At 67.4% G+C, this 26474-nt stretch carries 25 protein-coding genes; 13 read left to right on the forward strand and 12 right to left on the reverse strand.

What is annotated here, in order from left to right:
* Nucleotides 1-7 precede the first annotated feature (7 nt).
* From BJG92_RS02260 to BJG92_RS02270, 3 genes are all read left to right on the forward strand, one after another.
* Nucleotides 8-541 carry a hypothetical protein gene (locus BJG92_RS02260; protein ID WP_232082394.1) on the forward strand — a complete coding sequence of 178 codons (534 nt, stop codon included), beginning with the start codon at nt 8-10 and terminating at the stop codon, nt 539-541.
* Nucleotides 542-743: 202 nt separating this feature from the next.
* The gene (locus tag BJG92_RS02265; RefSeq protein WP_232082395.1) at nt 744-1211 is read left to right on the forward strand and encodes a sensor histidine kinase; all 468 of its coding nucleotides are present in this window, start codon (nt 744-746) and stop codon (nt 1209-1211) included.
* Between the two features lie 53 nt (nt 1212-1264).
* A complete protein-coding gene (locus BJG92_RS02270; RefSeq protein ID WP_232082396.1) occupies nt 1265-2275 on the forward strand; it encodes a hypothetical protein in 1011 nt (336 codons plus the stop codon).
* A 27-nt stretch (nt 2276-2302) separates the two neighbouring features.
* Here the strand turns inward: BJG92_RS02270 and BJG92_RS02275 are convergent, their stop codons facing one another.
* From BJG92_RS02275 to BJG92_RS02285, 3 genes are all read right to left on the reverse strand, one after another.
* The gene (locus tag BJG92_RS02275; RefSeq protein WP_232082397.1) at nt 2303-3286 is read right to left on the reverse strand and encodes a dienelactone hydrolase family protein; all 984 of its coding nucleotides are present in this window, start codon (nt 3284-3286) and stop codon (nt 2303-2305) included.
* A 15-nt stretch (nt 3287-3301) separates the two neighbouring features.
* Nucleotides 3302-3487 (reverse strand): hypothetical protein, encoded by a 186-nt coding sequence (locus BJG92_RS02280; RefSeq protein ID WP_232082398.1) that lies wholly within the window; start codon nt 3485-3487, stop codon nt 3302-3304.
* Between the two features lie 68 nt (nt 3488-3555).
* On the reverse strand, nt 3556-4374 hold the full coding sequence (locus BJG92_RS02285) for a nuclease-related domain-containing protein (protein WP_232082399.1): 819 nt from the start codon (nt 4372-4374) through the stop codon (nt 3556-3558).
* Nucleotides 4375-4706: 332 nt separating this feature from the next.
* Between BJG92_RS02285 and BJG92_RS02290 the strand changes: the two genes are divergently transcribed.
* From BJG92_RS02290 to heR, 4 genes are all read left to right on the forward strand, one after another.
* On the forward strand, nt 4707-4985 hold the full coding sequence (locus BJG92_RS02290; protein ID WP_232082400.1) for an alpha/beta fold hydrolase: 279 nt from the start codon (nt 4707-4709) through the stop codon (nt 4983-4985).
* 286 nt (nt 4986-5271) lie between these two features.
* The gene (locus BJG92_RS02295) at nt 5272-5649 is read left to right on the forward strand and encodes a hypothetical protein (RefSeq protein WP_232082401.1); all 378 of its coding nucleotides are present in this window, start codon (nt 5272-5274) and stop codon (nt 5647-5649) included.
* Between the two features lie 2 nt (nt 5650-5651).
* A complete protein-coding gene (locus BJG92_RS02300) occupies nt 5652-6194 on the forward strand; it encodes a hypothetical protein (protein WP_232082402.1) in 543 nt (180 codons plus the stop codon).
* Nucleotides 6195-6290: 96 nt separating this feature from the next.
* The gene (gene heR / locus BJG92_RS02305) at nt 6291-7091 is read left to right on the forward strand and encodes a heliorhodopsin HeR (protein ID WP_232082403.1); all 801 of its coding nucleotides are present in this window, start codon (nt 6291-6293) and stop codon (nt 7089-7091) included.
* A 12-nt stretch (nt 7092-7103) separates the two neighbouring features.
* On the opposite strand, the gene ggt is transcribed toward heR, so the two are convergent.
* From ggt to BJG92_RS02340, 7 genes are all read right to left on the reverse strand, one after another.
* On the reverse strand, nt 7104-8921 hold the full coding sequence (gene ggt, locus BJG92_RS02310; protein WP_374199751.1) for a gamma-glutamyltransferase: 1818 nt from the start codon (nt 8919-8921) through the stop codon (nt 7104-7106).
* A gap of 93 nt (nt 8922-9014) precedes the next feature.
* Entirely contained in the window at nt 9015-10892 is a 1878-nt protein-coding gene (locus BJG92_RS02315; protein WP_232082405.1) for a plasmid pRiA4b ORF-3 family protein, read from the reverse strand.
* 94 nt (nt 10893-10986) lie between these two features.
* Nucleotides 10987-12045 carry a LacI family DNA-binding transcriptional regulator gene (locus tag BJG92_RS02320; RefSeq protein WP_232082406.1) on the reverse strand — a complete coding sequence of 353 codons (1059 nt, stop codon included), beginning with the start codon at nt 12043-12045 and terminating at the stop codon, nt 10987-10989.
* A 43-nt stretch (nt 12046-12088) separates the two neighbouring features.
* Nucleotides 12089-13546 carry a glycoside hydrolase family 1 protein gene (locus tag BJG92_RS02325; protein ID WP_232082407.1) on the reverse strand — a complete coding sequence of 486 codons (1458 nt, stop codon included), beginning with the start codon at nt 13544-13546 and terminating at the stop codon, nt 12089-12091.
* A complete protein-coding gene (locus tag BJG92_RS02330; RefSeq protein WP_232082408.1) occupies nt 13543-14481 on the reverse strand; it encodes a carbohydrate ABC transporter permease in 939 nt (312 codons plus the stop codon). The genes BJG92_RS02325 and BJG92_RS02330 overlap by 4 nt, the downstream gene beginning before the upstream one ends.
* Nucleotides 14478-15467 carry a carbohydrate ABC transporter permease gene (locus BJG92_RS02335; protein WP_232082409.1) on the reverse strand — a complete coding sequence of 330 codons (990 nt, stop codon included), beginning with the start codon at nt 15465-15467 and terminating at the stop codon, nt 14478-14480. Before BJG92_RS02335 ends, BJG92_RS02330 begins: the two co-directional genes overlap by 4 nt.
* A 3-nt stretch (nt 15468-15470) precedes the next feature.
* Nucleotides 15471-16763 carry an ABC transporter substrate-binding protein gene (locus tag BJG92_RS02340; protein WP_232082410.1) on the reverse strand — a complete coding sequence of 431 codons (1293 nt, stop codon included), beginning with the start codon at nt 16761-16763 and terminating at the stop codon, nt 15471-15473.
* Between the two features lie 302 nt (nt 16764-17065).
* Between BJG92_RS02340 and BJG92_RS02345 the strand changes: the two genes are divergently transcribed.
* Nucleotides 17066-19012 (forward strand): adenylyl cyclase, encoded by a 1947-nt coding sequence (locus tag BJG92_RS02345; RefSeq protein ID WP_232082411.1) that lies wholly within the window; start codon nt 17066-17068, stop codon nt 19010-19012.
* Nucleotides 19013-19156: 144 nt separating this feature from the next.
* On the opposite strand, the gene BJG92_RS02350 is transcribed toward BJG92_RS02345, so the two are convergent.
* Nucleotides 19157-19444: a hypothetical protein gene (locus BJG92_RS02350; protein WP_232082412.1), complete on the reverse strand. Its 288-nt coding sequence runs from the start codon at nt 19442-19444 to the stop codon at nt 19157-19159.
* A gap of 351 nt (nt 19445-19795) precedes the next feature.
* Here BJG92_RS02350 and BJG92_RS02355 point away from each other — a divergent pair, with 351 nt between their 5' ends.
* The 3 genes from BJG92_RS02355 (at nt 19796) to BJG92_RS02365 (ending at nt 25083) form a co-directional block, all read left to right on the forward strand.
* The gene (locus BJG92_RS02355) at nt 19796-21418 is read left to right on the forward strand and encodes a M1 family metallopeptidase (protein ID WP_232082413.1); all 1623 of its coding nucleotides are present in this window, start codon (nt 19796-19798) and stop codon (nt 21416-21418) included.
* A gap of 59 nt (nt 21419-21477) precedes the next feature.
* A complete protein-coding gene (locus BJG92_RS02360) occupies nt 21478-22899 on the forward strand; it encodes an ATP-binding protein (protein WP_232082414.1) in 1422 nt (473 codons plus the stop codon).
* A gap of 546 nt (nt 22900-23445) precedes the next feature.
* Nucleotides 23446-25083 (forward strand): HNH endonuclease signature motif containing protein, encoded by a 1638-nt coding sequence (locus tag BJG92_RS02365; protein ID WP_232082415.1) that lies wholly within the window; start codon nt 23446-23448, stop codon nt 25081-25083.
* A gap of 39 nt (nt 25084-25122) precedes the next feature.
* Here BJG92_RS02365 and BJG92_RS02370 read toward each other — a convergent pair whose 3' ends face one another.
* A complete protein-coding gene (locus BJG92_RS02370; protein ID WP_232082416.1) occupies nt 25123-25302 on the reverse strand; it encodes a hypothetical protein in 180 nt (59 codons plus the stop codon).
* A gap of 18 nt (nt 25303-25320) precedes the next feature.
* Here BJG92_RS02370 and BJG92_RS02375 point away from each other — a divergent pair, with 18 nt between their 5' ends.
* Together BJG92_RS02375 and BJG92_RS02380 are read left to right on the forward strand one after the other, a co-directional pair.
* Complete coding sequence (locus BJG92_RS02375) at nt 25321-25713, forward strand: VOC family protein (protein WP_232082417.1); 393 nt, start codon at nt 25321-25323, stop codon at nt 25711-25713.
* 50 nt (nt 25714-25763) lie between these two features.
* Nucleotides 25764-26474 (forward strand): SDR family NAD(P)-dependent oxidoreductase (locus BJG92_RS02380; RefSeq protein WP_232082418.1); only part of this gene is annotated, 711 nt, incomplete at its 3' end.

The following is a 26474-nucleotide window of genomic DNA, read 5'->3' on the forward strand; positions in this document are numbered from 1 at the left end:
TGACAGGGTGACCGGCATGAAGACGCGGACGTTTATCCGATCACGTGCCGTTGGTGTGGCCGGGGCACTGCTGCTGGGCGGCTGCGCTTCCCCGCAGACCCAGGGATCCAGCGCCAGCTGGGCCAACGCATACCCCACGCTGAGGGAACTGACCGGGGCCTCGGACGCCATTCTGGTGGGAACGGTGCAGAAGTCCACGCCAGTGCCAGCCGTGGACGGCATCCCCTTCACGGACGCAACTGTGGCTGTGAAAACGTGGCTCAAGGGGACACCAGCGGCATCCGCCATCACGGTGCACCAAACCGGCTCGGCCGCACGGGACACGTTCGTCAGCGCGGGTGACCCCATCATGGAACCGGGAGAGTCTTCGATGCTCTTTGTCCTCAAGAACAGCGACGGCACTTATACGGCCCTGTCGGGCCCGACAGGCCGGCTGCTGATCTCGGGGACTGCTGTTGAAAAGATGCCGGAGACCAGCCTCGCCGAGTCACTTCCCGGGACGCTTCCCGAATTGATCGCCGCTGTTAAGCGTCTGCTCTAGTTCTTTCCGAAGTCTCCCACTCCTCTGCGAGGAGCTGGCATTTCGGCTCCAACCTTCGGCCTGGCGAGGTCGAAGGGTTGGGTGCGCTCGGCGTCGTCGAACTGAACGGGCCGGCCCAGTGCCGCAGGAAACTCATCCGGCGAGCGCCGCGTCCGTGACGAAACACCAGAAAATGCCAAGGACGCACGCGCACAGTAGAGCCATGAAATCAGTGCTGAGCGACGAAGTGGTCGCCGTACATGGCGTCCTTACTGATACTCATCCGGTCGATTTCCAGGTCCTCGGTGTCGCCGGAGCCATCAACCGCATCACTCTTCCGTTGCGGGAGCGCGGGACCACGGTGCAGCTTGAGACGCCCCACCACGGAATGGACGTGGACCGGCAATCCGCGCTGCTGCTCTATAGGGCGGCGCAGGAACTCCTCAGCAACATCTATAAATTCGCGGACGCGTCGGCGGTGACGGTCCGACTGGGTTGCGTCAGCCACGCCGTGCAGCTCAAAGTGACCGACGACGGCGGCGGTTTCGATGTTCGGGCAGCCACCCACGGCAGGCATGCCGGCATGGGGCTGCGCCTCATGCGCCTCGCCGTCGGCCTTGCCGGCGGTGAGATGACCATCGACTCGTCCGCCGCAGGATCCTGCATCACGATTACGCTGCCGCTGGACTAGCTCTGCTCCCGATCGGCCGCTCCGGCGGGCCGCTACGCGACTAGACTTTTGCTATGTCCCGACACATCGTGCGAAGGACGCTGTTGCTCGCAGCACTCGTTGCAGGATGGGCACTCCCCGCTGGCGCCCACGCCGCACCCGTGGATACACCCCGGGAAGCGGCTCAGGAGCCAGCGCCGTGTGCCAAGCTCACGGCCGGGCAAGTTCGTTTCCCCGCGGCGGACGCCGCCAGGGTTGTGTTCGTGACGGCCACGGACTTCCAGGTGAACACCGTCCTGATCACCGGGTGCGCCAGGGGGCCCGACGGGTACATCCAGGAGTGGCAGGCGGCAGGCTTCGTCGGAGCGAACGGATTCGCCCCTGAAGGCGCCCTCAGGGAAGGTCAATACCGGTCGCCAACCGGCTCTTTCTCTGTGACAGAGGCCCTTGGGCTGGCCAATCCGGGGACCAAACTGACGTATCACGCGGTCAATCCGAGGTCGCGCTGGGGCGGTCCGGGAAGCCGTTCCTACAACAGTTACCTTGAGGGCGGCTCTCGCGCTGACGAAAACCTTTGGTACTGGGCAAATCAGGGCACCTACGCGCAGGCCGCCGTCGTCAACTACAACCGCCTGCCGGACGCGCCTCCCGTTCCCGGCGCAGATTACGCGATCTTCTTCGGAGCGGGGAACAAAGTCTCGGCAGGTTGTGTGTCCACCACCCTCGAAACGTCGACGCTGGTGGTGAAGACGCTCGTCCCCGGCGACCGCTTCATCATGGGGGTGGCGGCTGACGTCTTCCTGCCAGCCCCGCCCAGCGCTGCAGCCACACCCAGCGCTGCAGCCGCACCCAGCGCTGCAGCCCCGCCCAGCGCTGCAGCCGCTCCCCCGACGGCGTCGGCCCTGCAGGTTCCCCTCTCCACTGCCCCATCCCAGGCCCAGGGCGCCCCGGCGTCGGCTATAAACCAACCTGACCTCGTCCCCCTCGGGGCACTGCTGCTCGCCGGCGGGGGCACAGCGGTACTGGTTCTCCTGGTGCGCGGCAGGCACAAGGGAAGGCACTTGCAAGGAGTTCACCACCTGTGAACGCAGGCACCCCTGAACGCCACGGCGTTAGACATAGCGGCTGAACCAGGCCAGCGTGTCGTTCCAGGCTGCGGTGGCCTGTGCCTCCACGTAACGCGGTCCAGTGTCGTTGTGGAAGGCATGGTCGACGCCGGGATACACCGTGAGCTGGTGGCGGACCTCCGTTGCAGCCAGGGCATCGCGCAGCGCCGGCATCGCGCCGGTGATCCTCGCGTCCAGTTCGGCGTACACGCCAAAGACCGCGGCCTTGACGGCCGGGACCTTGGCCAGGTCTGGTGAGGGCCCGTAAAACGCCGCCGTGGCCTTCAACCCCGGAAGCTCTGTGGCCGCCTGCCAGGTGATGCCGCCGCCGAAGCAGTAGCCGTTCATGGCGATCCGGCCCTGGTCGACGAAGGCCTGTGACTGCAAATAGTCGAACCCTGCCGAAAAGTCAGAGACGTGGCGTTGCGCTCCGGCCTGGGTCAGCGCTCCGGGAACGGCGTCCGGGTCAAGGGCCGCCGTGCCTCCTTCCCGGCTTAACAGATCCAGCGCCAGCGCCGCGTAGCCGGCCTTGGCAAAGCGGCGCGCCACGTCCTGGATGTGCGGGGTCAGCCCGCGGTTCTCATGGCAGACCAGCACGGCTGGTCCCGCTCCGCCGGCCTCCGGCCGTGCCAGGTAGCCGCTGAGCCCGGCCCCGCCGGCCGGGATTCGCACCGTGGCCGTCGTGAGGCCTGGGGCGCCTTCCGGGACGGACAGCGGACTCCTGGCACCGGGGACAGCCCCAGCGGAGGAAGCACCAGCGGTGCCGGTCCCCGCGCTCGACGACGGGTTGGGCGTCGGCATGGGGTCGGTGCTGCGCGGAACTTCGTTGGGTGTGCAGCCGACCAGCAGCATTGCGGCGGCGGCTGCTGCCATGCTGCCGGTGATGAACGCGACCCGGCGCGTGAACGTGCGCTGGGTCATGGTGCCGGCGCGGTAGTCGTCGAAGAATTCCTCGATCAGGTACTTCTCAAACTTGCCAAGCTGGGTCATGTCGGACCTCGTGCGCTACTGCTGGTAGGTGATGTAGGCCTCGTACTGGACCCGCCACTTCTCGGGAACCTGGGGGTCAGGCACGCTCGTGGTGAGGAACTGGACGCTGGTCACCTGGCCCTTGAGGTACGCCAGCCATTTGGTGACCTCTTCCGAAACGTCCCGGTCGAGCTGGGCGACGTGGTGAACCTTCATTGCCATGGGGGCCTCCTTGCTGGTGGGGAGACTTTACTACCAGCGCCGGAGCACAGCTACCCCCTCGAGGCTGCCTAGTGCCCCGCGAGACCCTGCAGGATCGCCTGCCCCAGCGGGCCGCCGCCGGCCACGGCCACCAAACCTGCTGCCGGAACGCCCAGCAGCCAGGCCGCCCGACGCCGTCGTGCCTGGTTGACGAGCCTGCGAAGGGCCATGAACTTTTCCAGGACCTCGTCAGCGTTGCGCGGCCGCAGCGGACTGCGGTGCCAGGTCCCGGCCCGGGCGGCCACCGAGGAAATCCGGGCTACCTCCTCCGGACTCAGCTCGCGGCGGCTCCGGGTGAGCCAGCCCAGGAGCTGGCGCTCCGTGACAACTGCACCGTGCTCCGGCCGCGCCTTGATGGTCAGGTTCTTGGCTGCAACCACCACCACCACGCCGGTGACGTCGACGACGGCGCCCGCCGCTTCGCTGAGGAGCTTCGACGCCCGCGCGGCCTCATACTCTGCGTTGTGGAGGTGGCCCGTCCTCCTTCCCGCCACCATGAGCGTCCGCCCGGCGACCCACACGGACTGCCCCGGGTGGTATTTGGTGTTGAGGGTGAACACCCCGGCCGGGCCAATCACCACATGGTCGATATCCGACTTAGCGGCGCCGACCGGCACCGCATGCAGGACCAGCCAGTCCGGGCCAAGGCGTGAGAGGATCCGTCCGACGGCGATCTCGCCCAGCGCGCCTTTGTACCACGGCAGGCTGTCCGGGCTCAGCGGGCTGACGCCAAAGATCCGCCCCAGCGTGGAGCGGGGGGCATCCTTCCGCCGGGCTGCCAGGAGTTCCTCGATCACTGCCTGGGCCGGTATCCGCTCACCCAGCAAATCGGCAGGGTCGAGGTTCATGGATGAGTCTTTGCTGGGCGGCGTGGCATGGGGACGAGCCTAGGGCCGCAGTACTCCCCGCAGCCGCCGGACAGGCCAGGTTCCGGGAATCTTTGGACAACGCTTGCACAATCTTTGGGGTCCGCACCCTGCGACGGACTGCGAGTCCGCGTCCCGAGGCTAGGGCGTCAGCACAATCCGAATAGGGTTCCCGTTATTTTCATTGAGCATCCGCACGGCCTCGGCAGCCTCCGCCAGGGGCATCACGCGGCTGACTCGGCGTTCTCGACGTCGTCGGCAACTCGCTCGGCGGCGCCGTCGCGAGCCTCGCCAGGGACTCAGAACCCGGCGCCATGCGCGCGTTCCGGGAAGTTGCCCAGAACCTCGGCACGTTCCGGGGTATCCGGGCGGAGTGGCGCTCACGGTTGCTGTCCGAGGTTGCCGCCGCGGACAAGCCGGTGCTGGTCATCTGGGGCGATTCGGACCTGATCCTTCCGGCCGAGCATCTGCCCCAGGCCCGGCGCCTCCTCTCCCGCGCCACGACGCACCTGTTCGAGCAGACCGGGCACATGCCCCACCTCGAGCGCGCGGCAGAAACGGCCGGGCTCATCCGGGACTTCCTCGCCTCCTAATGGCCTTGCGCGCGCCGAATAGCGCGGACGGACACTATCCCAACCCGTCGGCAGCCTCTATTCTCGTGCCATGGGAGTTAGGGGCATCACCGCCTGCGAGCGGCTCATGAACAGCAAAGGGACCGCGCCTTGTGACAATTACGAGGCATTCCTGTCGCGGTTGGATGCCGCAACTACCAGCCTGAGCACGCGGGCTCGCTCATTGGACAAGGCACAGGCAGCCGTCTCATTGCTCCTGGGACCTTACGAATCCGCCGTTCGGAAATGGGAACGACGCCGGCATTACGTGAGCGGGCAGCTCGCCCGGCACCCGGGGTCGCCACAGTCGTACACGGCGCTCAGTGAGCTCCACGAGGTGGCAGTACAGATGGAGTCGATGCTCCGCAGCCGCGTCCAGCGCCTCACGGAAAAGTTGGCGGTCATGCGCGGGCGGCGCGAGGCGATCGGCACGTCTCTCCGGGAGCTTGAGTTGAGCAGAGTCAAACTCTCGTCGTCCCGGCTGCTCGCCCAGGACCGTGAAGAGTTGAGCAGGATCTTTTCTGCGCTTGCCGGTTCCACCGATGCTTCAACAGCACGTCCAGACACGGGCCTGTTGGACGATCTTAGGGAAGCACGCAAGGCAGTCATCCTGGCCGAAGCACTGATGGAAGTGAAGGGGTACTAGTCATGGAAAACACCCTGCAGGATCGGTCCCGAAAGGACAGCGTCGCTGTTGTCCGGTGGTCGAAGAAGCCAGGCGAAAATCCTGCGGTCAGGTTTGTGTTGTTAGGGATCGTTGGGCTGATTTTGTGCCTGTTCCTCATGATCTTCATGTCGGGACTGAGAAGTTTCGGTGCTGTTGTGCTGTTCATGGCCATCTTTCCGGCAATTCTTACGGTTCCCACCGTCTCAAGTCAGCGATCCTTCATGCGGGGCGTGACCAGACGGGTGAACGACGCCATCGCCGAGGTGACCAACACGGCGGGTGACCAACTGTCGGTCAGGGAATTCGGGCGACTGGTCAAGAGCGGCGAGCGGCTGGCGCTCCTTGTTAGCGGGGTGCCCGGATTGAACCTGCACGTGGAACGGGTTGCCTCGGCGGAGAACGACACTGCGGAGAAATGGTGTGCGGTCTTCAGCGTGGTCCCTCCGGAGAACGGGACGGCAAGCTTCGATCGGTTGGTTGCCGCTGCAATGGACGCCGACGCCGGCAGCACCAGCGCGGCCTGACGCCGCCCGGCTCGCTCCGGCCGCATTCGCCGAGACACGTTCCTCTGCGCCCGTGGCCCTGCTAGTGTCTGCCTCATCCCTCTGAAGGAGTCACCGATGGCACGCAAAGTACGCACCGCTGATCAGACGATCTCCCGGCTCAGGGCGTACAACATCGTGGCCGGCTCCCTGCATCTGGTGCAGGCCCTCGGCTTCGCCTACGTGCTCACCCTGCTGACCAGCCAGGTCACCTTCGCCGTCACGGCCGACTACCTGAATGGGCCACCCGGAGTTCCGTTGCCGCCCGAACGCGTGACCTTGTTCGACGTTAACGTGGGTATGGGCGTAGTGGCGTTTCTTGCTTTGTCCGCGTTTTTCCATTTCCTCATCTCATCGCCGTGGTTCTTTCCCCGCTACTCGGCCGGGTTGCAGAGGAACCAAAACTACTTCCGCTGGGTCGAGTACTCACTCAGCTCGTCGATCATGATCTGGCTGATCGCGCAGATTACCGGCATCACGGATATCGCGGCGCTGTTCTCGATTTTCGCCGTCAACGCAGCGATGATCATGTTCGGGGCCCTGCAGGAGAAGTATGAGACGCCCGGAAACGGCAAGTTCCTCCCCTTTATCTTTGGTTCAATGGTGGGTGTGGTGCCGTGGATCGTGATCCTCATATATTTCATCGCTCCCGGCTCCACCAGTGAGGCCTCGCCGCCGGCCTTCGTCTACGGGATCATCATTTCGCTCTTCCTGTTTTTCAACACGTTCGCCGTCAATCAGCTGCTGCAGTACCGGCAGGTCGGCGGCTGGCGCGACTATCTGCGCGGCGAGCGGGCTTACATCACGCTGAGCCTGGTCGCCAAGACAGCGCTGGCGTGGCAGGTTTTCTCCGGCGCGATCATCCCGGCGCTCACCTAGCCTGCGCCGGCCCTACCTCGCCGGCTTAACTACCATCGCGGATCCGCCCCCGCGCCGCACCGGCTCCGCGGCTGCGACCAGGCCGCCCCCGGGCAGGAACTCAATGGCCGTCGCGGCGCCGATCTCCGCAGCCGAGGTGAACGCATCCCCCGACGGCGTGAACTGATGGCCGTAGGGTGTCAGCTGGCTGCCGTACGCGGCGATGAACTCCGGCTCGGCGGTGACCTTGGCCGTGTTGCGCTGCGAGGCGCGCGGGGCCGCGATCGCCGCGGAGACGCTCATGCCGAGGTCCACCCGGTTCAGGATGGTCTGCAGGACCGTTGTGATGATGGTCGATCCGCCGGGCGAGCCGAGGGCGAGGAACGGCTTGCCTTCCTTGAGGATGATGGTCGGCGCCATCGACGAGCGCGGGCGCTTCCCCGGCTCAATCCGGTTCGGGTCGGCCGGGTTGTACACGGTGGAGAAGTCGGTCAGCTCGTTGTTGAGCAGGAAGCCGCGGCCGGGAACCACGATGCCGGACCCGCCGGTCTGCTCGATCGTGAGTGTGTACTCGACGACGTTCCCCCACTTGTCTGCGACGGTCATGTTCGTCGTCGAGATGTTCTCGGTGTCCAACTCGAGCGCCGGCGCCACGGCGGCAGCCGGGCAGGCGCCGTCGAACGCGGCCACGTCCCCCGGTGCGACGGGCTTCGCCGCCGCGCGCAGCGGGTCGATCTGGCAGGCGCGCTCCTTGCCGAACAGCGGGTCAGTGAGCGCGGCAGTGGGGACGCGGACAAACGCGGGGTCACCCACGTACTTGCCGCGGTCGGCGAAGGCCAGGGCGCTCGCCTCGAGGTACTGATGCAGGGCGCCGGGCGTGGACATCGCGGACAGGTTGGACGGGTCCAGGATGTTCAGCGCCTCGCCGACTGTCGTGCCGCCGCTGCTGGACGGGGCCATGCCGTAGACGTCCAGGTCGCGGTAGTCCACGTGCGTGGGCGCCTGGTCCAGGGCGCGGTATGCGGCGAGATCCGCCGTCGTCAGGTGGCCGGCCGGAACAGGCAGCTGAGTGCTGGACGTCTTGGGCGGAGCCTGCACCGTGGCCGCGATCTCGGCTGCGAGCGGGCCGCCGTAGAAACTGCTCGTGCCCTTCTTCGCGAGGAGCCGGTAGGTCTCGGCGAGGTCGCGGTTCTGGAAGACACTGCCGACGGCGGGGGCGTCACCGCCCGGGAGGAAAAGGCTGCTGGTCGAGGGGAACGCCTCGAACCGGAGCTTGTTGTCCAGCGTCTGCTGGCGGAAGGTCTTGTCAACCACGAACCCACGGGTCGCCACCTTAATGGCAGGCTTGAGGGCATCGCCAAGGCTCAACGTGCCCCACCGGTCGAGGGCACGCTCCCACGTGGCCGGCGTGCCGGGGACGCCCACGGAGACGCCGCTCGTGACGAGCTCGGGCGTGAAGCGGTACGGCTGGCCGGTTGCCGGGTCGATGAACGCGTTGTGCGGCATTCCTGCCGGTGCGCTCTCGCGGCCATCGATGGTGCCCACCTTGCCGGTCTTCGCGTCGTAGAAGACGAAGTAGCCTCCACCGCCAATGCCGGCGCTGTACGGCTCGGTCACGCCAAGGGTCGCGGCTGCGGCGACGGCGGCGTCCGCCGCGTTGCCGCCCTTGCGGAGGACCTCGATCGCCGCAGCAGACGCCTCCGGGTCCACAGTGCTCACGGCGCCGCCATATCCGGTGGCCGTCGCGGTCTTTTCCGTCTCCCGCGGATCGGCGAATGCGGGGCCGGCGACGGCGCCGCCGGTCACGCTCAGTGCCAGCGCGGCGGTGAGGGCCACCAGCCCGCGTGTCATATATGCCATACTCACTCCCGGTGCGCGTGATGGGTATTGACTACTATTGTCACGCTACTCCGCCGAAGTGCGGCACTCAACACATACGGGCCCTCAGTAGAGGTCTGCGAGGGTTCCGTTCACGTCGTCAGGATTGAACGCCCTGGGGTCCAGTGTGTCGCCCGGCAACATCCCGAGCCACTCCCGGTACTCCAGGTGCTGTTCGTGCCCGGGGTCATTGACGGCCTGGACAATGCTCGCCCAGCCCCACGTGCCGCCGCTGTCCTCCGCCGGCGCCGCGCCGCGCCCCGCGGTGCACCGTGGAAGCTGCCCGCCGCCGTCGTCGGCTGCCAGAATCTTCTCCACCTTGATCGCGTGCACCCAGTTATCGCCGAAATCGTACGTGTAGCTCATGGTGCTGCCCACGGCCGGCAGCAGATCACCGGCGGTCACCGTCGATTCGTCGCGGGACGGCTCGCCGAAGAAATCATCCTCGCCGTCCGGGTCTGCCGGCGCGTACGCCGGGCCGTCGAATCCCCCGACCCGGAACTCGTGCAGATGGTAGCCCAGCCAGCCGAACAACGCCTGGATCACCTCGTGGAGCTGAGGGAGCGGCATGCCGGCAGGGACCAGGACCCGCCGCCAGATGGGCGGCTTCGAATCGTCGAGCATGATCTTCAGCTTCAGGATCGGCGTACCGGCCTGCGGCGCCGGCCCAGCAGCCGTCAGCTCCACACTGGCCTCGTCGCGGCCCTCCCCCAGGCCCAGGTCAGCCAGGACCCGGTGGTCGTCGAAGACATTCGCGACGCAGCGGATAAGGGCCGGGGGCACCCGGAAATGCGTGTCGATGGTCAGCAGCCCCAGCTCGGCGAGCTCTTCCAGGCGGCTCACGGCCACGCCGGTCAGCACCCGGGCCATGGCCTTTTCCGCTGCCGGAGCGTGGTCAGGGGCGGCCAGGACACGCTTTCTCTCCGGCGGATCCGCCGTTGCCGCAGCCAGCAGGATCGATGCCTGCAGCCCGGAGACCGTTCTTTCCCACGGCTGCGCGGGATCATAGTCGAGCACCGCGGTCGCCAGGAACCGGTCAACGAAAAACACCAGATCCTCCAGTTGCTCCGAAGGCCTGCCGGAGAGGAAAGCCTCTGAGCCCTCGAAGGGCACCACTTTCGTCGTCGTGATCTCAATCAGCTCGGCTGCCTCAAGCGCAGCCCACATCCGGGCCAGCAGCGGCACCTCGTACATGCTCCGGACCGTGGGCACGTGGTCCGGTGAACCTGAGCCCCCCGGCAGCGGGGACTCCGAGCGCTTGCTGGCACCCCTGACGGTGACGCCGACGCAGGCAGCGGCCGCTTCCAGGTCCCGCAGGCGGAGCGCTCCGGTCCCGGTGACGGGCTTCCCCTCGCCGACCCACTGCAGCAGCGCCGTGGCCCGCTGGACCAGGGGGAGGTTGGAGAAGGCGTCCAGGGCCTGCCGTTCGGGGATATCCGGCACGTCGACGTAACCCCACCCGCCGTCGTCCTCCGCCGCGGCGGCGACGACCTCCAGCACTTCCGCCAGCTGATCCGCGGAACCGCTCCAGCTGCCGGTCTCCACGAGAAATTCGACGAAGGCGTGAACGGCGTCAAGGACGAACTTGGTGCTCTCCATGGCACCGACGCCGGCCGCGCCACCGGCGGCGTCTATCGTGGCAAGAATCTCCTCCGAGACAGCTTCCAACAAGCCGGCCGGTTCAAGGTTTGTCACGTCGGCCGCGGCCGTTCGCTCCATGTAGCGGCCCGTAACGGCTTTGATCTCCGCCAGGCATTCCAGTGCGGCAGCCGCCGAGCCAGGCGATCCGTCCTCGAACCAGCGGACAAAGGCCGGCGTGAGCGCGTCCACTGCACGTTCGGCCCGGAAAGCGCTCAGGGATTGGGGAGCGGCGGACCGCGTTCCGTGGCCGCCCGTCCCGCCAGCGCCCTTGCCCTTTCGCTGGTTCCCGCCTTTTTTGCTCATGGTGCCCCGCCTTGCTTGCGAACTTGTTGTGAGGACGACGCTACCGACCCCTTGGGCGGCATGCCACTCCCGGGTTCGGCGCGCCGCGCCGGGCCTAATCGGCCTGCGGCGTGCTGCTTGCCCGCACCACAAGTCGTGCCGGGTAGATCACCGGATCCCGGCCGGCCCCCGGGTCTTCAATGTCCGCCAGGAGGAGGCGGCCCGCCTCAGCGGCAATCTCCACCATTGGCTGGTTGATCGTCGTCAGGGGAAGTTCGCCCGGCGCCGGCAGGTGGTCGTCAAAACCCACGACGGCGACATCCCCGGGGACCGCACGCCCCGAGGACTGGACGGCCAGGATCGCGCCGCGGGCCATGAGATCGGAAGCGGCAAAGATGCCATCCAGGCGGCCGTCCTGCGCCAGCAGCAGATCCGCTGCCGCGGTGCCTCCGGCAGCGGTGAAGTCTCCGTGGGCAACCGGGCCCTGCGGCAGCCCGGCTTCCCTGAGACCCGCCTGCCAGCCGGCGAGCCGGTCAGCGGCCGCCGTCATGTCCAGCGGGCCGGTGACGGTTCCGAGCCGTGTGCGCCCCGCGGCTGCCAGGTGAAGCGCGGCAAGCCGGGCGCCCTGAAAACTGTCCACGTCAACGTAGTGGATGCCGAGCGCCGTGTCCCACGGCCGGCCAATAAACACGGTGGGCAGCCCCGAAGCGGCCAGCTCTTCGGTCCAGCCATCGGCTTTGTGATGCGAGACCACGATGGCTCCGTCGACGTGGCCGCCACGCAAATAGCGGACCGTCCGGGAGGGATCGCCGCCGGCCCGGGACATCAGCAGAACCAACTGCATGTCGGTCTCGCGCAGCGCCTCCGTCACCCCGGTGATGACGGCGGCGAAGAACGGGTCCATCATGACGCGCGCGTCGGGTTCGTTGATGACCAGGGCGATGGATGAGGTCCGGCGGGTGACCAGGCTGCGTGCCGCCCGGTTCGGGGTGTAGCCCAGGGCAATGACCGCGTCGTCAACGGCCGCCTGGGCTTCCGGGCTGACGCGGGAACCGCCGTTGATGGCCCGCGAGGCGGTGGAGCGGGACACTCCCGCCGCCCGCGCGAGGTCTTCAAGGGTGGGGCTGGGCCTGGCCGGTTCGGCCCGGAGGCTCGGGCGGATCTGTTCGCTCATCACTTCGAGAATACGACATCCCCTGCCTACCCCTTTGCCGGGGTCATCCGGTGCGTGCGGGTACGGCGTTCGCGGCCGCCACCTCCGCGTACCACAGGCCGCTCGCCTTGGGTATCCGTTCCAGGGTGTCGTAGTCCACCCGGACCAGGCCGAAGCGCTGGTGGTAGCCGTAGGCCCATTCGAAATTATCCAGCAGCGACCAGGCGAGGTAGCCGCGGACGTCCGCACCGCCGTCGATCGCATCCCGCACTGCGCGCAGGTGCGCGTCGAAAAACGCCAGCCGGTCCTGGTCATCGACGAAGCCCTCGGCGTCGGGAGCGTCCGGGTAGGCAGCACCGTTCTCGGTCATGTAGATCGGGATGCCCGCCGGACCGGTGTACTCGCGCTGGAGCCGCATCAGCAACCGGCACAGGCCCTCAGGCTGGACCTCCCAGCCCATGCCGGTCACCGGCAGCCCGCGCGGCACCGAATGCACGCCGTCGGCGGAAACAAAAGGCGATGCTACCGGCCGGACGGCCGACGCCGGTGCGGCCTGCGCTGTGGTGGTCACCGTCTCCGGCTGGCCTGGTTCTTCGGCGGGTGCCGCCTTGGTCAGGGCCTCGCCCTGGTAGTAGTTGACCCCCAGCAAGTCCATGGGCGCCGAGATGACGGCCAGGTCACCGTCCTGCACCACGGCGTCGAAACCCAGGCCAGCAACGTCGTCGAGGACGTCCGCGGGGTACTCCCCGCGGAAGAGCGGGTCGAGGAAGATCCGGTTGTGCAGCCCGTCGATCCGGCGGGCTGCATCCCGGTCGCCCGCCGAGTCCGGGTCGGCCGGGTCCGCGACGGTGAGATTCAGCGTGATGCCCAGGCTCGCCTCCGGGTCGCGCCGGCGCAGTTCCGCGGCGGCCAACCCGTGCCCGAGGAGGAGATGGTGTGCCGCCGCGAGGGCGGCGGCCGGTTCCTGCCGGCCCGGGGCGTGGACTCCCGCGGCGTAGCCGAGGAACGCCGAGCACCAGGGCTCGTTGAGGGTGGTCCAGATGCGGACCCGGTCGCCGAGTGCCTCATGCATAACGACTGCGTAGGCCGCAAATAGTTCGGCCGTTTCGCGGTTTGCCCAGCCGCCCTCATCCTCCAGGGCCTGCGGCAGGTCCCAGTGGTACAGGGTCAGCCAGGGGGTGATGCCTGCGGCGAGGAGTTCATCCACCAGACGGGAGTAGAACGCGATCCCCTCCGGGTTGGGTGTCCTGCCGTCCGGCATGCACCGGGCCCATGACGTCGAGAAGCGGTACGCCTTGAGGTTCAGCGACCTCATCAACTCCACGTCCTGGCCGGTTCGGTGGTAGTGGTCGCACGCGATATCGCCGTTGTGGGCATCTGCCACGGCACCCGGAACCCGGGCGAAGGTGTCCCAGATAGAGTCTTGCCGGCCGCCCGTGCGGGCAGCTCCCTCGATCTGGTAGGCGGCGGTGGCCGCGCCCCAGAGAAAACCGTCGGGGAATGCTAGCGGGGTGGTGCTCATCCTTTGACTGCTCCTTGCATAATTCCTGATACGAGTTGGCGCCCTGCCGCGATGAACAGCAGCAGCAGCGGGATGGTGGCCAGGACGGCACCGGCCAAAACCACTGAGTAGACCACAAAGTGTGCGGCCTGAAGCAGCTGCAGCGCCACCGGGAGGGTGGGGTTTGACGGGTCTAGGACGATGAACGGCCAGAAGAAGTTCGTCCAGGTGGCCACGAAGGTGAAGAGGGCCAGCATGGCAGCGGCGGGCCGGGCAGCCGGGAAACCGATATACCAGAAGGCCTGGATCATGGAAGCGCCGTCCATCCGCACCGCCTCGATGAGCTCATCCGGAAGGGCGTCACGGAGATATTGGGTCATCCAGAACACTCCGAAGGCCGTGACAACGCCGGGAATGATGACGGCCCACAGGGAGCCGGTCCAGCCCAGCTTGGCCATCACAATGAACAGCGGGACCACCCCCAGCTGGGTAGGTACCGCCATGGTCGCGATAACAAAGACGAGCAGCCCCTTGCTCCCGCGGAACCGCAGCTTGGCGAACGCGAAGCCGGCGAGCGTGGAGAACACCACGACGGATGCCGCCGTCACGCTGGAGACGACCAGGCTGTTGCCCATTGCTTTCCAGAAAGGGATGCTGTCGAAGACTTTCGCCGCATTGGCGAGGAAGTTTCCGCCGGGCAGCAGCGGGATGCCTCGGCTGAGCGCGGTGCTGTCGTGGCTGCCGACCAGGAAGGACCAGTACAGCGGGAACAACGACGCCAGCATCACGGCACCCAGGGAACCGTAGGTCAACGGCCCTGGACGGCGCACGGCCCCGGCGCCGCCCCGGTTGCGCGGGCGCCCGCCGCCCCGCCCGCCGCTGCGGTTCATCCTGTTGGCGGCCTTCCTGGCGGCCCCCTCGCCGGCGGTCTGTCGGATCATGGGAATGGAGCTCATTTGCGGCCTCCCTGGCTGGCAATGCGCCGTGTTAGCAGGAAATTCAGAAGCGCGATCAGCACAATCATCAGGAAGAGCAGCCACGCCACCGCGGAGGCCCTGCCGAAGTTGCGCTGGCCCCAGCCCAGCTCCCAGATGTACATGGTGAGGGTCTGCCACTGCCGGTTAGCGCCGCCGAGTCCGGACTGGTCGAACACCCGCGGCTCGTCAAAGATCTGCAAGCCGCCGATTGTGGAGGTGATGGCCACGAAAATCACGGTGGGTCGAAGCATCGGAACTGTCACCGACAGGAACTGACGGGCGCGGCCGGCGCCGTCAATGGTGGCGGCTTCGAAGACATCCCGCGGGATGGCCTGCATGGCTGCCAGGAAGATCAGCGCGTTGTAGCCAACCCAGCGGAAATTCACCATGGTGGCGATCGCCAGGTGGCTGGCCAGTTGGTCGGAGTGCCAGCGGACCGGGTCAAGGCCGAGGAGAGCCAACAACTCGTTGACGAGACCAAACTGGTCCGCGAACAGGTTGTTGAAGATGAGTCCTACCGCTACGGGAGCCACCACGAAGGGCACCAGAACACCCATCCGCCAGAACGTCTTGGCCCGCAGGTTGGCGTCCAGCACTGCTGCGATCAGCAACGCGAGCACCACCTGCGGCACGGAAGAGAGCAGGAAGATGCTCAACGTATTTCCGACAGCGTTCCAGAAGTACGGCTGCCCGAGGACGAAGCCGAAGTTCTCCGCGCCAATGAACTTGCCCTGGCCACCGATCAGGTTCCAGTTGTGCAGGGATACCCAGCCGGTGTAGAGCAGCGGAAACAGCCCCGTGAGGGCAAACAGCAGGAAGAAAGGCGAGATGTACAAGTATGGCGAAACCTTGACGTCCCACCGTGAGAGCTGCTGCGAAAACGCGAGCCGCCGGACACTCTTGCTGCTGGGTCCTTCCTCGTCAGATAAGTGACCTTGCGGCCTGACCCGGTCCGTTACCGACATGATTTAGAGGGACTTCACAGCGGCGAGAAACTTCGTCCAGGAGGAGCCGGCGTCGTCCGACTTGTCCACGTCTACGCGGGTGAGGGCCTGCTGCATGGCATCGTTGATGGCGAAGAACTTCGGGCCCTTGAACGGGGAGGCGCCCACGGCTTTGGCACGCTCGGCGAAGATTTTGCCGGTGGGGGCGCCGTTGAAGAAGGCGTTGGTCTTGCCCAGCAATTCGTTGCTGTCCAGCGCCTGCTTCTGGCTGGGGAAGGTGCCCTTCGCGGTGAAGGCCTTGATCTGCTGCTCCGGGGCGGTCAGCCAGCCGGCCAGTTTCTTGGCCTCGGCCTGGTGAGCGCTCTGGGTGGGAACGGTCAGGTAGGAGCCGCCCCAGTTTCCGCCGCCGCCGGGGAAGACGTTGGCGACGTCCCAGCCCTCGACGCCGGCGGCGTTGCCCTCAATCACGCCGAGCATCCAGCCCGGGCAGAGGGTGGTGGCGAACTTCTGGGACTGGAAGCCGGCCACCCAGTCGTTGCTCCACTGGCTCAGGTGCGCGGAGAGGTTTTCCTTCGTCGAGGCGTCGAGGACCTTTGTGTAGGTATCCTTGACGGCCGGGTTGTCGGCGGCGATGACGGTGCCGTCTTCGTTCTCGTAGGCCTTCTCCAGCTGGTTGCTCATGCCCTGGTAGACGGATCCGGCGGAATCGAACCAGGCCGGGCCGGTCTTCGCGGCGACGAACTTCTTGCCGGCGTCGAAGTAGCTGTCCCAGGTGGTGCCGAGCATCTTGGCCACAGATTCTCGATCCGTGGGCAGCCCTGCCGCCTTGAACAGTGCCGAGTTGTAGCACACGGCCTCGGGCCCGGAATCGGTGCCGTAGCCGATCAGGTGGCCGTCTTCGGTGGTGGCTGCCTTCGCCTTCCAATCCAGCCAGCGGCCTTCCACTGCAGGATCCTTCAGGTCCACGAACTTGTCCGGATACTGCTTGAGTTCGGACAGCCAGTCGACCTCAATTGCCTCGATGTCCGAAAGCCCCGATCCCGCGGCCAGGCGCGTGGTCAGGTTGTCGCGCGCCTCGTTCGTGGTGGCGGCCTTCTTGTGCTGGATCTTCACGTTGGGGTTGAGGGTCTGGTACTCCTTGAGCAAGTCCTCGTAACCGAACTCGTTGAAGGTGGCCACGGTGAGGGTTACCGGTTCCTTGCCGGTTTCACCGGTGGGGCCAGTCGTTTTGGGAGCCTCTGCACCGCAGCCGCTCAGGGCAAGGGTGAGGCAGGCAGCGGACGCCGACAGGGCGGCGAGCTTGCGGGGAAATTTCACGCGGGACTCCTTTGTCAGGGTGGTGCACCGGACAGGTGCGGGGCTGGCCGCCCCAAACGCTCTGTGAGAGCGCTCCCATATTGGACATGGGAGCGCTCTCACGAGCATGGTGTCTCACATCACAACAGGTTGTCAAGGTGCGGGTTGTGGCAAGGTTTGACGTCTTGCCCGGGGCCGGGCCCGGTGTTACGCTTCCCGCCGGGAGCGCTCCCACACCACCCGTGCGTGGCCTGCACCCTCAGCTCGCACCCCATTCCGCACCCCACACACCGCACCGCACCCCACAGAGAGCAGGACCAGCAATGCCGCTAGCCCACTTCCGCCTCCGCCCCGCGGCCTTACCGCCCCACCTCCGACGGCCTTCGGGCCCGGCCGGCCGGCTGCTGGCCGGTACCGTGGCAGCCGTCCTGCTGGGCGTGCTGGCCACCGGCACCGGGGCCGCCTCCGCTGCCGACGTCGCCGCACCAGGCACTCCCGGCCCGTCCCAAGCAAAGCCCGCGGCCGCCCCGGACTTTGGCCCCAACGTCCGGATCTTCGACCCCAGCATGCCGGTCGCGGAAATCAAGGCCGCCGTCGATGCCATCGCGGCCAAACAGGTCGACGACGAGATGGGAACCAACCGCTACTCCCTGCTCTTCAAGCCCGGCACCTACGGCAGCGCCGCGGAGCCGCTCAACGTCCAGGTCGGCTACTCCACTGAGGTCGCAGGCCTGGGCGCCTCGCCCACCGATGTCACCATCAACGGGCACGTTGACGTCTACAACCGCTGCCTCACCGCGGACAACTGCATCGCTTTGAACAACTTCTGGCGCTCGTTGTCCAACCTCACCATCAACGTCACCGGCCTCGACGGCTGCCGCGGCTCCGCGAACTTCTGGGCCGCCTCGCAGGCCTCCCCCATGCGGCGCGTCAACATCACCGGCGGGAATCTCTCCCTGATGGACTACTGCACCGCCGGGCCGCAGTACGCCAGCGGCGGCTTCATCTCCGATTCAAAGACCGGAACCGTCATCAACGGCTCCCAGCAGCAGTACTACGTGCGTGACAGCAGCATCGGCGGCTGGTCCAACGGCGTCTGGAACCAGGTCTTCTCCGGCGTCAACGGCGCCCCCGCGCAGTCCTTCCCGAATCCGCCCTACACCAACCTGGCCGGCACCCCGGTCAGCCGGGAAAAGCCCTACCTCACCCTCGACCCGGCGGGCCGGTACAGCGTCTTCGTTCCCGCCGTCCGCAAGGACTCCGCCGGGACCACGTGGGAAAACGGTCCGACGGCGGGCCGCAGCATCGCCCTGTCCGACTTCTTCCTGGCCAGGCCCACCGATTCGGTCAAAACCATCAACTCCCAGCTGGCGCGCGGCAAGAACCTGCTGCTCACCCCGGGGGTCTACGACGTCGACCAGAGCATCGAGGTCAAGCGCGCCAACACCGTCGTGCTGGGGCTCGGCATGGCCACCCTCACCGCTGTCAACGGCGCCGTGCCGCTGACCATCGCGGACGTCCCCGGCGTCGACATTGCCGGAGTGACCATCGATGCCGGCGAAGTGAACTCGCCTGCGCTGATGCGGATCGGCAAGGCCGCCAAGCCTGCCAAGGACGGAAAACCCGAAAAGGCTGACGAATCCAGCAAGTCCGGCAAGCACAGTGACCCCGCCAACCCCACCACGCTCCACGATGTGTTCTTCCGCATCGGCGGTCCCCACGTGGGCAAGGCCACGCTCAGCCTGGAGGTCAACAGCGACAACGTGCTCCTTGACCACATCTGGGCCTGGCGCGCGGACCACGGCAACGGCGTGGGCTGGACCGTCAACACCGGGGACTACGGCGTCATCGTCAACGGCGACAACGTCACGGCCACCGGCCTGTTTGTGGAGCACTACCAGAAGTACAACGTCATCTGGAACGGCGAGCACGGAAAGACCGTCTTCTTCCAGAACGAGCTGCCCTACGACGCGCCCAACCAGGCTGCCTGGCAGCACGACGGCGTATTGGGCTGGGCAGGCTACAAGGTGGCCGACCCGGTCAAGACCCACGAGCTCTGGGGCGGGGGCAGCTACGTCTACAACAACGTCGACCCCACGATCCACGCCACGCGGGGCTTCGAGGTGCCGGTCACGCCCGGCGTGAAACTTCACGGCCTCCTGACCGTCAACCTCGGCGCCGGCACCCTGGACCACGTAGTCAACGACACCGGCGCACCGGTCTCGACAGACGCCGTCGGGGTGCCCAGCTACGTCGCCAACTTCGGCTGATAGAGCCGGCGGGCGGGGCCAACGGGCCCGCCCGCCGGCCACCAACGCGCAACAGTTGCGGAGGTTACAGCGCAAGCTGGGCTTAGTGCGCTGCAGGTGGGTCCGGCTGAGGTGGTCAGCATGTAGTTGGCGACGGGGAGGCCGCTACGCGCCAATGCGGCCCGAGTCCGGGAGGCTCCCGATGAAGGTAAAAATCAGAACCATGTAAGCGATGAAGAACAGCACCCCCATGACGAACAAGCCGATCCCCACCCAGCCGAGCACCCGTCCCTCGGGCGCAGCCACGCCGAAGGACTCAGCCTTCTTCGACCGTGCTATCGCCAACGGCCCAAACACGGCCCCCAGGCTGACGATCGCCAGGATGCCGAACACCGTGGCCAGCCGGGCGTGCCGCATGCCCTCCATGTACCAGCGCAGCTGCCCCATCGTCACTGGCTGCTGATCCGGGTGCTGATAGGCGTTGTGTGGTGAGTACTGGCCGGCCGACATGGGTCCCCCGGGAGTTCTGTGGTGCTCGCGATGGTTGCCGTCACAGCATATGGCGTTTGCCGCACGCACAGGCGAACTAGCCCGCTGCACACCCGTGCCGGAAATGGAGGTTGGGGGTATTCCCGGAGTGCCGCGAGGAGGATAATGGCCCACATTCCACAGACCGGCATCTACGGCATTCCGCCCCACGGGCCGCCGTTCGGCCGGTGCCCTGACCCGCCCGGTTCCCGCGAAGGCCGCTGGGTCTCGATCAACCTTGGACGTCCAGACTAACGAGCAGGAAAGGACCGGCTGATGATCGAATACCTAAGCTCGGCCGAGGGACTGAAGGTCGCTTCCAGTAAGCCAAGCAAGAGCCGACTTCGCCGCATATCGATCGCCGTAGTGCTGGCGGCAGGCGCGGCCGCGGCGATCGGCGGCACGGCACAAGCCGCCCCCGAACCCGCCAAGCCAGGCTACACGGCGGGCGCTCCCGGCAGCGGCGACGAATACTTCCCCTACGCCGGAAACGGAGGGTACGACGTCCTGCACTACGATCTCGCCCTCCGCTACGCTCCGCCGGCAGATCCCGCGGTGCTCGAAGGGCACCTCGACGGCGTCGCGACCGTCACCCTCCGCGCGACGCAGGACTTGCAGTCGCTCAACTTTGACCTGCGGGGCCTCGACGTCACGTCGGTCAAGGTCGACGGCAAGGCCGCTAACCACGGGAAGTCGCAGGGCAAGGACAGCGCCGAGTGGACGCAGCAGCAGGACGACGCGAACCGCATCTGGGAACTCACCATCGGGCTGCAGCCGAAGCTGAAGGCCGGCCAGACGACGACCCTCGTCATCGAGTACGGCGGGAGTACCGGCCGGCCGCTTGACACGACCGGGGCCCTGTACGGGTGGGTCACCACCGCGGACGGCTCGATGGTCGTCAACGAGCCCGAGGGCGCGGCCACCTGGTACCCCGTGAACGATGACCCCGAGGACAAGGCAACGTATACGTTCCACATCACGGTGCCGGCTGGGAAGACGGCGGTGGCGAACGGTCTGCCCGTCGGCCGGCCCGACAAGAAGGCCGGGTGGACGACGTGGACGTGGAAGGCCTCGGACCCGATGGCAAGCTACCTGTCGACGGCGAGCGTGGGTGACTTTGCCCTGTCGAACGACGCCGGTCCGGGCGGGCTGCCCATCATCAACGCGATCGACTCGGGCGTGACGGGCGCAGCCCTGGCGGAGACGAAGGCGTCCCTCGCGCTGCAGCCGAAGATGATCAGCTTCCTGGCGGGCCAGTTCGGGCGGTACCCGTTCGAGTCGTTCGGCGCGATTGTCGACGACGACACGGTGGACTATGCGCTGGAGACGCAGACGCGGCCGGTCTACTCGGAGGTCGCGGACGAATACACGGTGGTGCACGAACTGGGACACCAATGGTTCGGCAACGCCGTGAGCCCGGCTGACTGGAAGGACATCTGGCTGAACGAAGGGTGGGCTACGTACGTCGAGTGGCTGTGGGCCGAACAGCAGGGGAAGGCGACGATGCCGGACCAGTTCGCGGACGCGGTGGCGTACCTCGATGCTGAGAACCGCTGGGCGCTGAACATTGCCGACCCGGGCCGCGACAACCTGTTCGCGGCTCAGGTCTACGTCCGGGGAGCGGCTGCCCTTTACGCGTTGCGTGCAAAGATCGGCGACAAGGCATTCCTCGCGGGCGCCCGGCTGTGGTTGACCCGGTACAACGACTCGACGGCGAACACGAAGGACTTCGAGGCCGTGATGGAAAAGGCCTCGGGTCAGCAACTCGGCGCGTTCTTCGACGACTGGCTGCGTCAGGGCGACCGCCCGGCGATGCCTCGGCTCGCAGCCCAGCAGACCCATGTGGCGCCTGGAACAGACCGGCAAGCGGGCCACTACAACTTCTCGAGGAGTAGGTAGCTCGCAACGAAGGGTTCAGCGCCAAGTCTGCGGGGCGCGGTCGCTGGTAGGGTCTGCGCATGGATGAAAATTTGGGGAAGTTCATCGACAATTTCACACAGCTTGTGCAGCTGGCACAGAGCGGGCAGCCCCGGGTGCCGGCGGGAGCGCAACTGCTGGCCACGCTCACGGAGCATTTGGGCGTGCCGGCTGAGTCGGTCTCCGTGGTGGTGGAGGAAATTCCGCCACACCGGTTCGTGGATGCGGACATCCAGCTGGCCGAGCTGGCGCGCGCTGACCCTGCGTTCCGGCTGGTGGGCATCGGCGGCGGCGACCAGCGCCACCACCATTCCCTGAGCGACATGCTGCAGCAGGCGCAGCTCTTCCCCCAGTTCCCGCTCTCCCAGCCCGACTACACCAACCTCGCGGTGGGTCCGGACGAGCAGCGGCAGGCCGTGGCGCTGGGACTGTGGCTGTTCAGGCACGGCGGGTTACCGATCGCTGTGTTGCAGCGGGACGCCAACCCGCGGTACGGCCGGCAGACGGCGTCGCTCGAGGTCCTGGCCAGCGAGACCGGGACTGCTGCGGGCTTCCTGGCCGACTTCCGCCGTCGGATGCAGCACCGGAGCGTCCTGAAGGGGCAGGTTATTTCCCTGGTCATGGGCGATTACGGCCCCAGCGCGGCCGGCGTGACCTTCCACGCCCGGCCCGTCCTGGCCACGTCCGAGGTCATCCTGCCCGACGGCCTGCTGCAGAAGGTCTCCGATCACGCCCTGGGAATCGCCGAGCACCGCGACACGCTCACCCGGTACGGGCAGCATCTCAAGCGCGGCATCCTGCTGTACGGCCGGCCTGGCACCGGCAAGACCCACACGGTGCGGTATTTGCTGAGCCGGAGTGAGGGTGCCACGGCCATCCTGCTGTCCGGCGGATCGCTTGCCCGGATCTCGGAGGCGGCCACCATGGCGAGGGCGCTGCAGCCCTCGATTGTCGTTCTGGAGGACTGCGACCTCATCGCCGAGGACCGCAGCCTCGGGCACGGGCCTCAGCCACTACTGTTCGAGGTACTGGACGCGATGGACGGCCTGGCCAACGATGCCGATGTGGCGTTCGTCCTCACCACCAACCGGGTGGACATGCTGGAGCGGGCCCTCGCGCAGCGTCCCGGGCGGGTGGACCTGGCCGTGGAAATCCCTTTGCCCGCGCAGGTCGAGCGCGTGGCGTTACTCAGGCTCTATTCCCGCGGGATTCCCTTCAGCACTGCCGCGATCGAGGAGGCCGCGGCCCGTACCGAGGGAACCGCGGCGTCGTTCGCCCGCGAGCTGATCCGCCGCGCCGTCGTCGCCGCCGCCCTGCACGGCGTCCCGGTCGCTGACGGCCATTTGCGTACGGCCGTGAATGCCCTGATGGCCGACGGCGAGGCGCTCACCCGGAGTTTGCTCGGCAGCGGGGCCGGCGGGGGTCAACTGGACGGGAACAGCGGCCGCTCAGGCGCTTTCTGATTCGGCCCGGCGTTTGAGATTCGGGTACCGACGGCGCTGCATGACCACGTGTGGGGGTTCCACAACAACACGCTCAGAAGGGGCTGCAGCAACGTCGGCCGGAAAGACCAGAATCCGCTGACGACCAACCGGGGGCGCCCGCCGGGCGCGTCCTTGAGCTCGAACCCCCATGGCGTGTCGTGGCAGTACCGCGCCCGCTCCCCGAGGTAAGTTCCCTGCGCCTCCTCGGGCGTCGCGCCGGTGCGCAGCAGACTCGGGCGCACCTGTGCGAGGTAGCCGAGGGTCACGCCGGCGGCTGCCGGCACCGTCCATTGAGGCACACGGCGGTTCATCGGGTTTCCACCTCAAGGCTCAGGTGTTGCCGGAAGAATGCCAGGATGCGCCGGCGCGCGTCCCGGGCCGAGGCCTCGTGATAGCCGGCGGCCGCCAGTTTGCGAGCAGCTTGTCGCCAAGCGTCAGGTCCGGTGCAGGCACAAGCCGCGGTGCGACTTGCACGGGAGCGGCTGGCCAGCCTTTATTGTCGGTGCCTCTTTATAGGCTGTGGGTATGGGCAACGGAGTGGCGTTGAGTGCGGAGATCGGTGAGGCGGCGGCGGCCGTCGCGGCGTCGGCTAACTCGCTGGCTGCCCTGGCTGACGGCGTCGGTGCTGGTGCTCATCGGGCTGATCCGGCTGATCCCCTGAGCGGCGCTGATCCGTTGCGGGATGTGGCGGATGCCTGTCTGGACGGTTTGGCGGAGGTGGCCCGGTTGGAGGCTCAGGCGGCGGCGTTGAAGGTCCGGCTCGCCGCGGAGTACGTGCAAGTGTCCCGGGCCCTCGCGCGGCCGGCGGCGTCTGTGCGGGACTGCACGGCGCAGGAGATGGCGACGGTCGCCGAGCTCGCCTGTGTGCTGACGGTCAGTGAACGCAGTGCCGGGGCGCTGCTGTGCGAGGCCCAGGCGTTGACGGCGGGCCTGCCGTTGACCCTGGCGGCGTTGCAGGCAGGTGGGATTTCGTGGCAGCACGCCCGGGTCATGGTTGATGAGACCGCGGATCTGGATCCGGCCGCAGCGGCGGCGCTGGAGGCGCACTTTTTGGACCCGGAGGCCCCGGACCCGGCCCGGGGCTGCCCGGCCGGAGAGCTCGTGCCGGGCAGGTTCCGGGCGAAGGCGCGGACCTGGCGGGAACGCCACCACCCGGTCAGCATCGAGGAACGCCACGTGAAATGCGCGGCGGACCGGCGGGTCGAGTACGCCCCGGACCGGGACGGCATGGCCTGGCTCTCCGCATACCTGCCCGCGGACACGGCCGCGGGGATCTGGGAACGGATCACCACCGGTGCCCGTGCCCTGCAGGGCCCGGACGAGACCCGGACCCTGACCCAGCTCCGCGCCGACGTCGCCGCGGGCTGGTACCTGAGCAGCAATCTTCCCGGCACCGGCACCGGCACCGGCGGCGAGGCGGGCGGCGGAGCGCCCGGCACGGTCGCCGGGCTGTCCGGTCAGGTGCCGGTTCCACGGGCTCAGGTGCTGATCACCGTCCCGGTCATGTCGCTGCTCGGCGCCACGGACGAAGCGGCCATCCTGGACGGACACGGGCCGATCCCGCCCTCGATGGCGCGGCGGTTGGTCGCCGACGGCGCCGACTCCTGCTACCGGGTCCTGGTCGACCCCCGGGACGGGGCGCCGCTGGAAATTGGCCGGACCAGCTACCGTCTCCCCAGAGCCCTGCGGCAATGGCTGCGGCTCCGCGACGGGAAGTGCCCGTTTCCGGGCTGTAACAACCCGTCCCTGGACAACGACGCGGACCACCTGCTGGCCTGGGCCGACGGCGGCACCACCGGAATCACCAACCTGGGCCAGCCCTGCCGCAAACACCACCGCCTCAAACACAGCAGCGCCTGGACGCCCACCGCGGCGAGCAAAGACAACCCGCCGGGCTGGATTTCACCCTCCGGCCGGGAGTACCCCAGCGAACACCAGGACTGGGAACCACCGCAGTGGCCCCCGGAGATTTGGACCCGATACACGTTACTCGGCTCCGGCCCGCGCCCGGATGAAGAACCCGATCCGGGACTGGACCTGGGCCTTCCACACGACGAGGCCCCGGACGGGTGCCCGCCACCGGACCCCGGCCCGAATCCCACCGAAGCTCTGCCCGAGGATCCCTTTCCCGAATGGCACCGCCCTCTGCTCCAGCGTGCCTAATGGCACTCCCGGGAACTCTCGCGCAGTGCCAGCATGACCTCAGTGCAACGCCTTGGACTCGTTGAAGCGAAGTGGAGGACACATGGCCGACGGCGGGAACTTCAGGATCGTGGTGGGGGTGGACGGTTCGCCGCAGTCCTGGCAGCCCTGGACTGGGCCGTCGAAGAAGCCAAACTCCGTGGCGGCCAGTTGCTGGCGCTTGCGGATCCCACGGAGCACGTGGGCTATCGTGGTGCCATGCCCAGCCAATTAGCCACTATTGCCATCGACGCGATCGAACCGAAGCTGGTGGCCGACTTCTGGTGCGCCGTCCTCGGCTGGCAGGTCGTCGAAGTGGACACGGGCATCATCAGCATCGCGCCGCAGGACAGAACCCTGCCCTCGATCGATGTGATCGCGGTCCCGGAGGGCAAAACTGTCAAGAACCGGCTGCACTTCGACCTGCGGGCCGACGGCGTGTCCACTGCCGAGGAGCTCGAGCGCCTGCTCGACCTCGGTGCGCAGCGCACGGACGTGGGCCAGGGTCCGGACGTCAGCTGGGTGGTGCTGGCTGATCCCGAGGGCAACGAGTTCTGCCTGCTGTCCCGCTCCGTCCAGGATGTCGAGCAGGACGAAACCGTGCCGGAATAACCGGTTCAGCAGTTAGCGGCCTCCCAACGAACCGATGAAGGGAACAGTCCGTGGCACGCATCTTCATCACCGGCTCCGCCGCCGGGCTGGGCCTCGGCGCAGCCCGCGCCCTGCTCGATGACGGACACGACGTCGTCCTGCACGCCCGCACGCCCGGACGCGCCGGCGCCCTCGCCGAGGTGGCCGGTGAGGTAGCCGCCGGGGCGGCCGGCGTCGTCGTCGGCGATCTCAGCAGCGCGGCCGACACGCGCTCGGTCGCCGAACAAGTGAACAGCATCGGCCGCATGGACGCCGTCATCCACAATGCCGGCACGTATCTGGAGCCAACCCGCGGCACCACGCCCGAGGGCCACGCCCGGACGCTGGCAGTGAACACTCTGGCGCCCTACGTGCTCACGGCACTCCTTGACCGGCCGGACCGCCTGATCTTTCTCAGCAGCGGCCTCCACCGAATCAGCGGCGGCTCACTTGAGGACATCGACTGGTCCGAGCGGCGCTGGAATGCCGGCCAGGCCTACGCCGAGAGCAAGCTGTACGTCACCACGCTGGCCCTGGCGGCGGCACGCCGCTGGCCCTCGGTGCTGAGCAACGCCGTCGACCCCGGCTGGGTCCCCACCAGGATGGGTGGCCCGGGAGCGCCGGATGACCTGGAGCTGGGGCACCTCACCCAGACCTGGCTGGCCACCAGCAACGATCCGGCGTCCCTCACCAGCGGCGGGTACTGGCACCACCGGAAACTGCGCGCCCCCGCCCCGGAAGCC

The sequence above is a fragment of the Arthrobacter sp. SO5 genome (assembly GCF_020532805.1).
GTDB lineage: Bacteria > Actinomycetota > Actinomycetes > Actinomycetales > Micrococcaceae > Arthrobacter.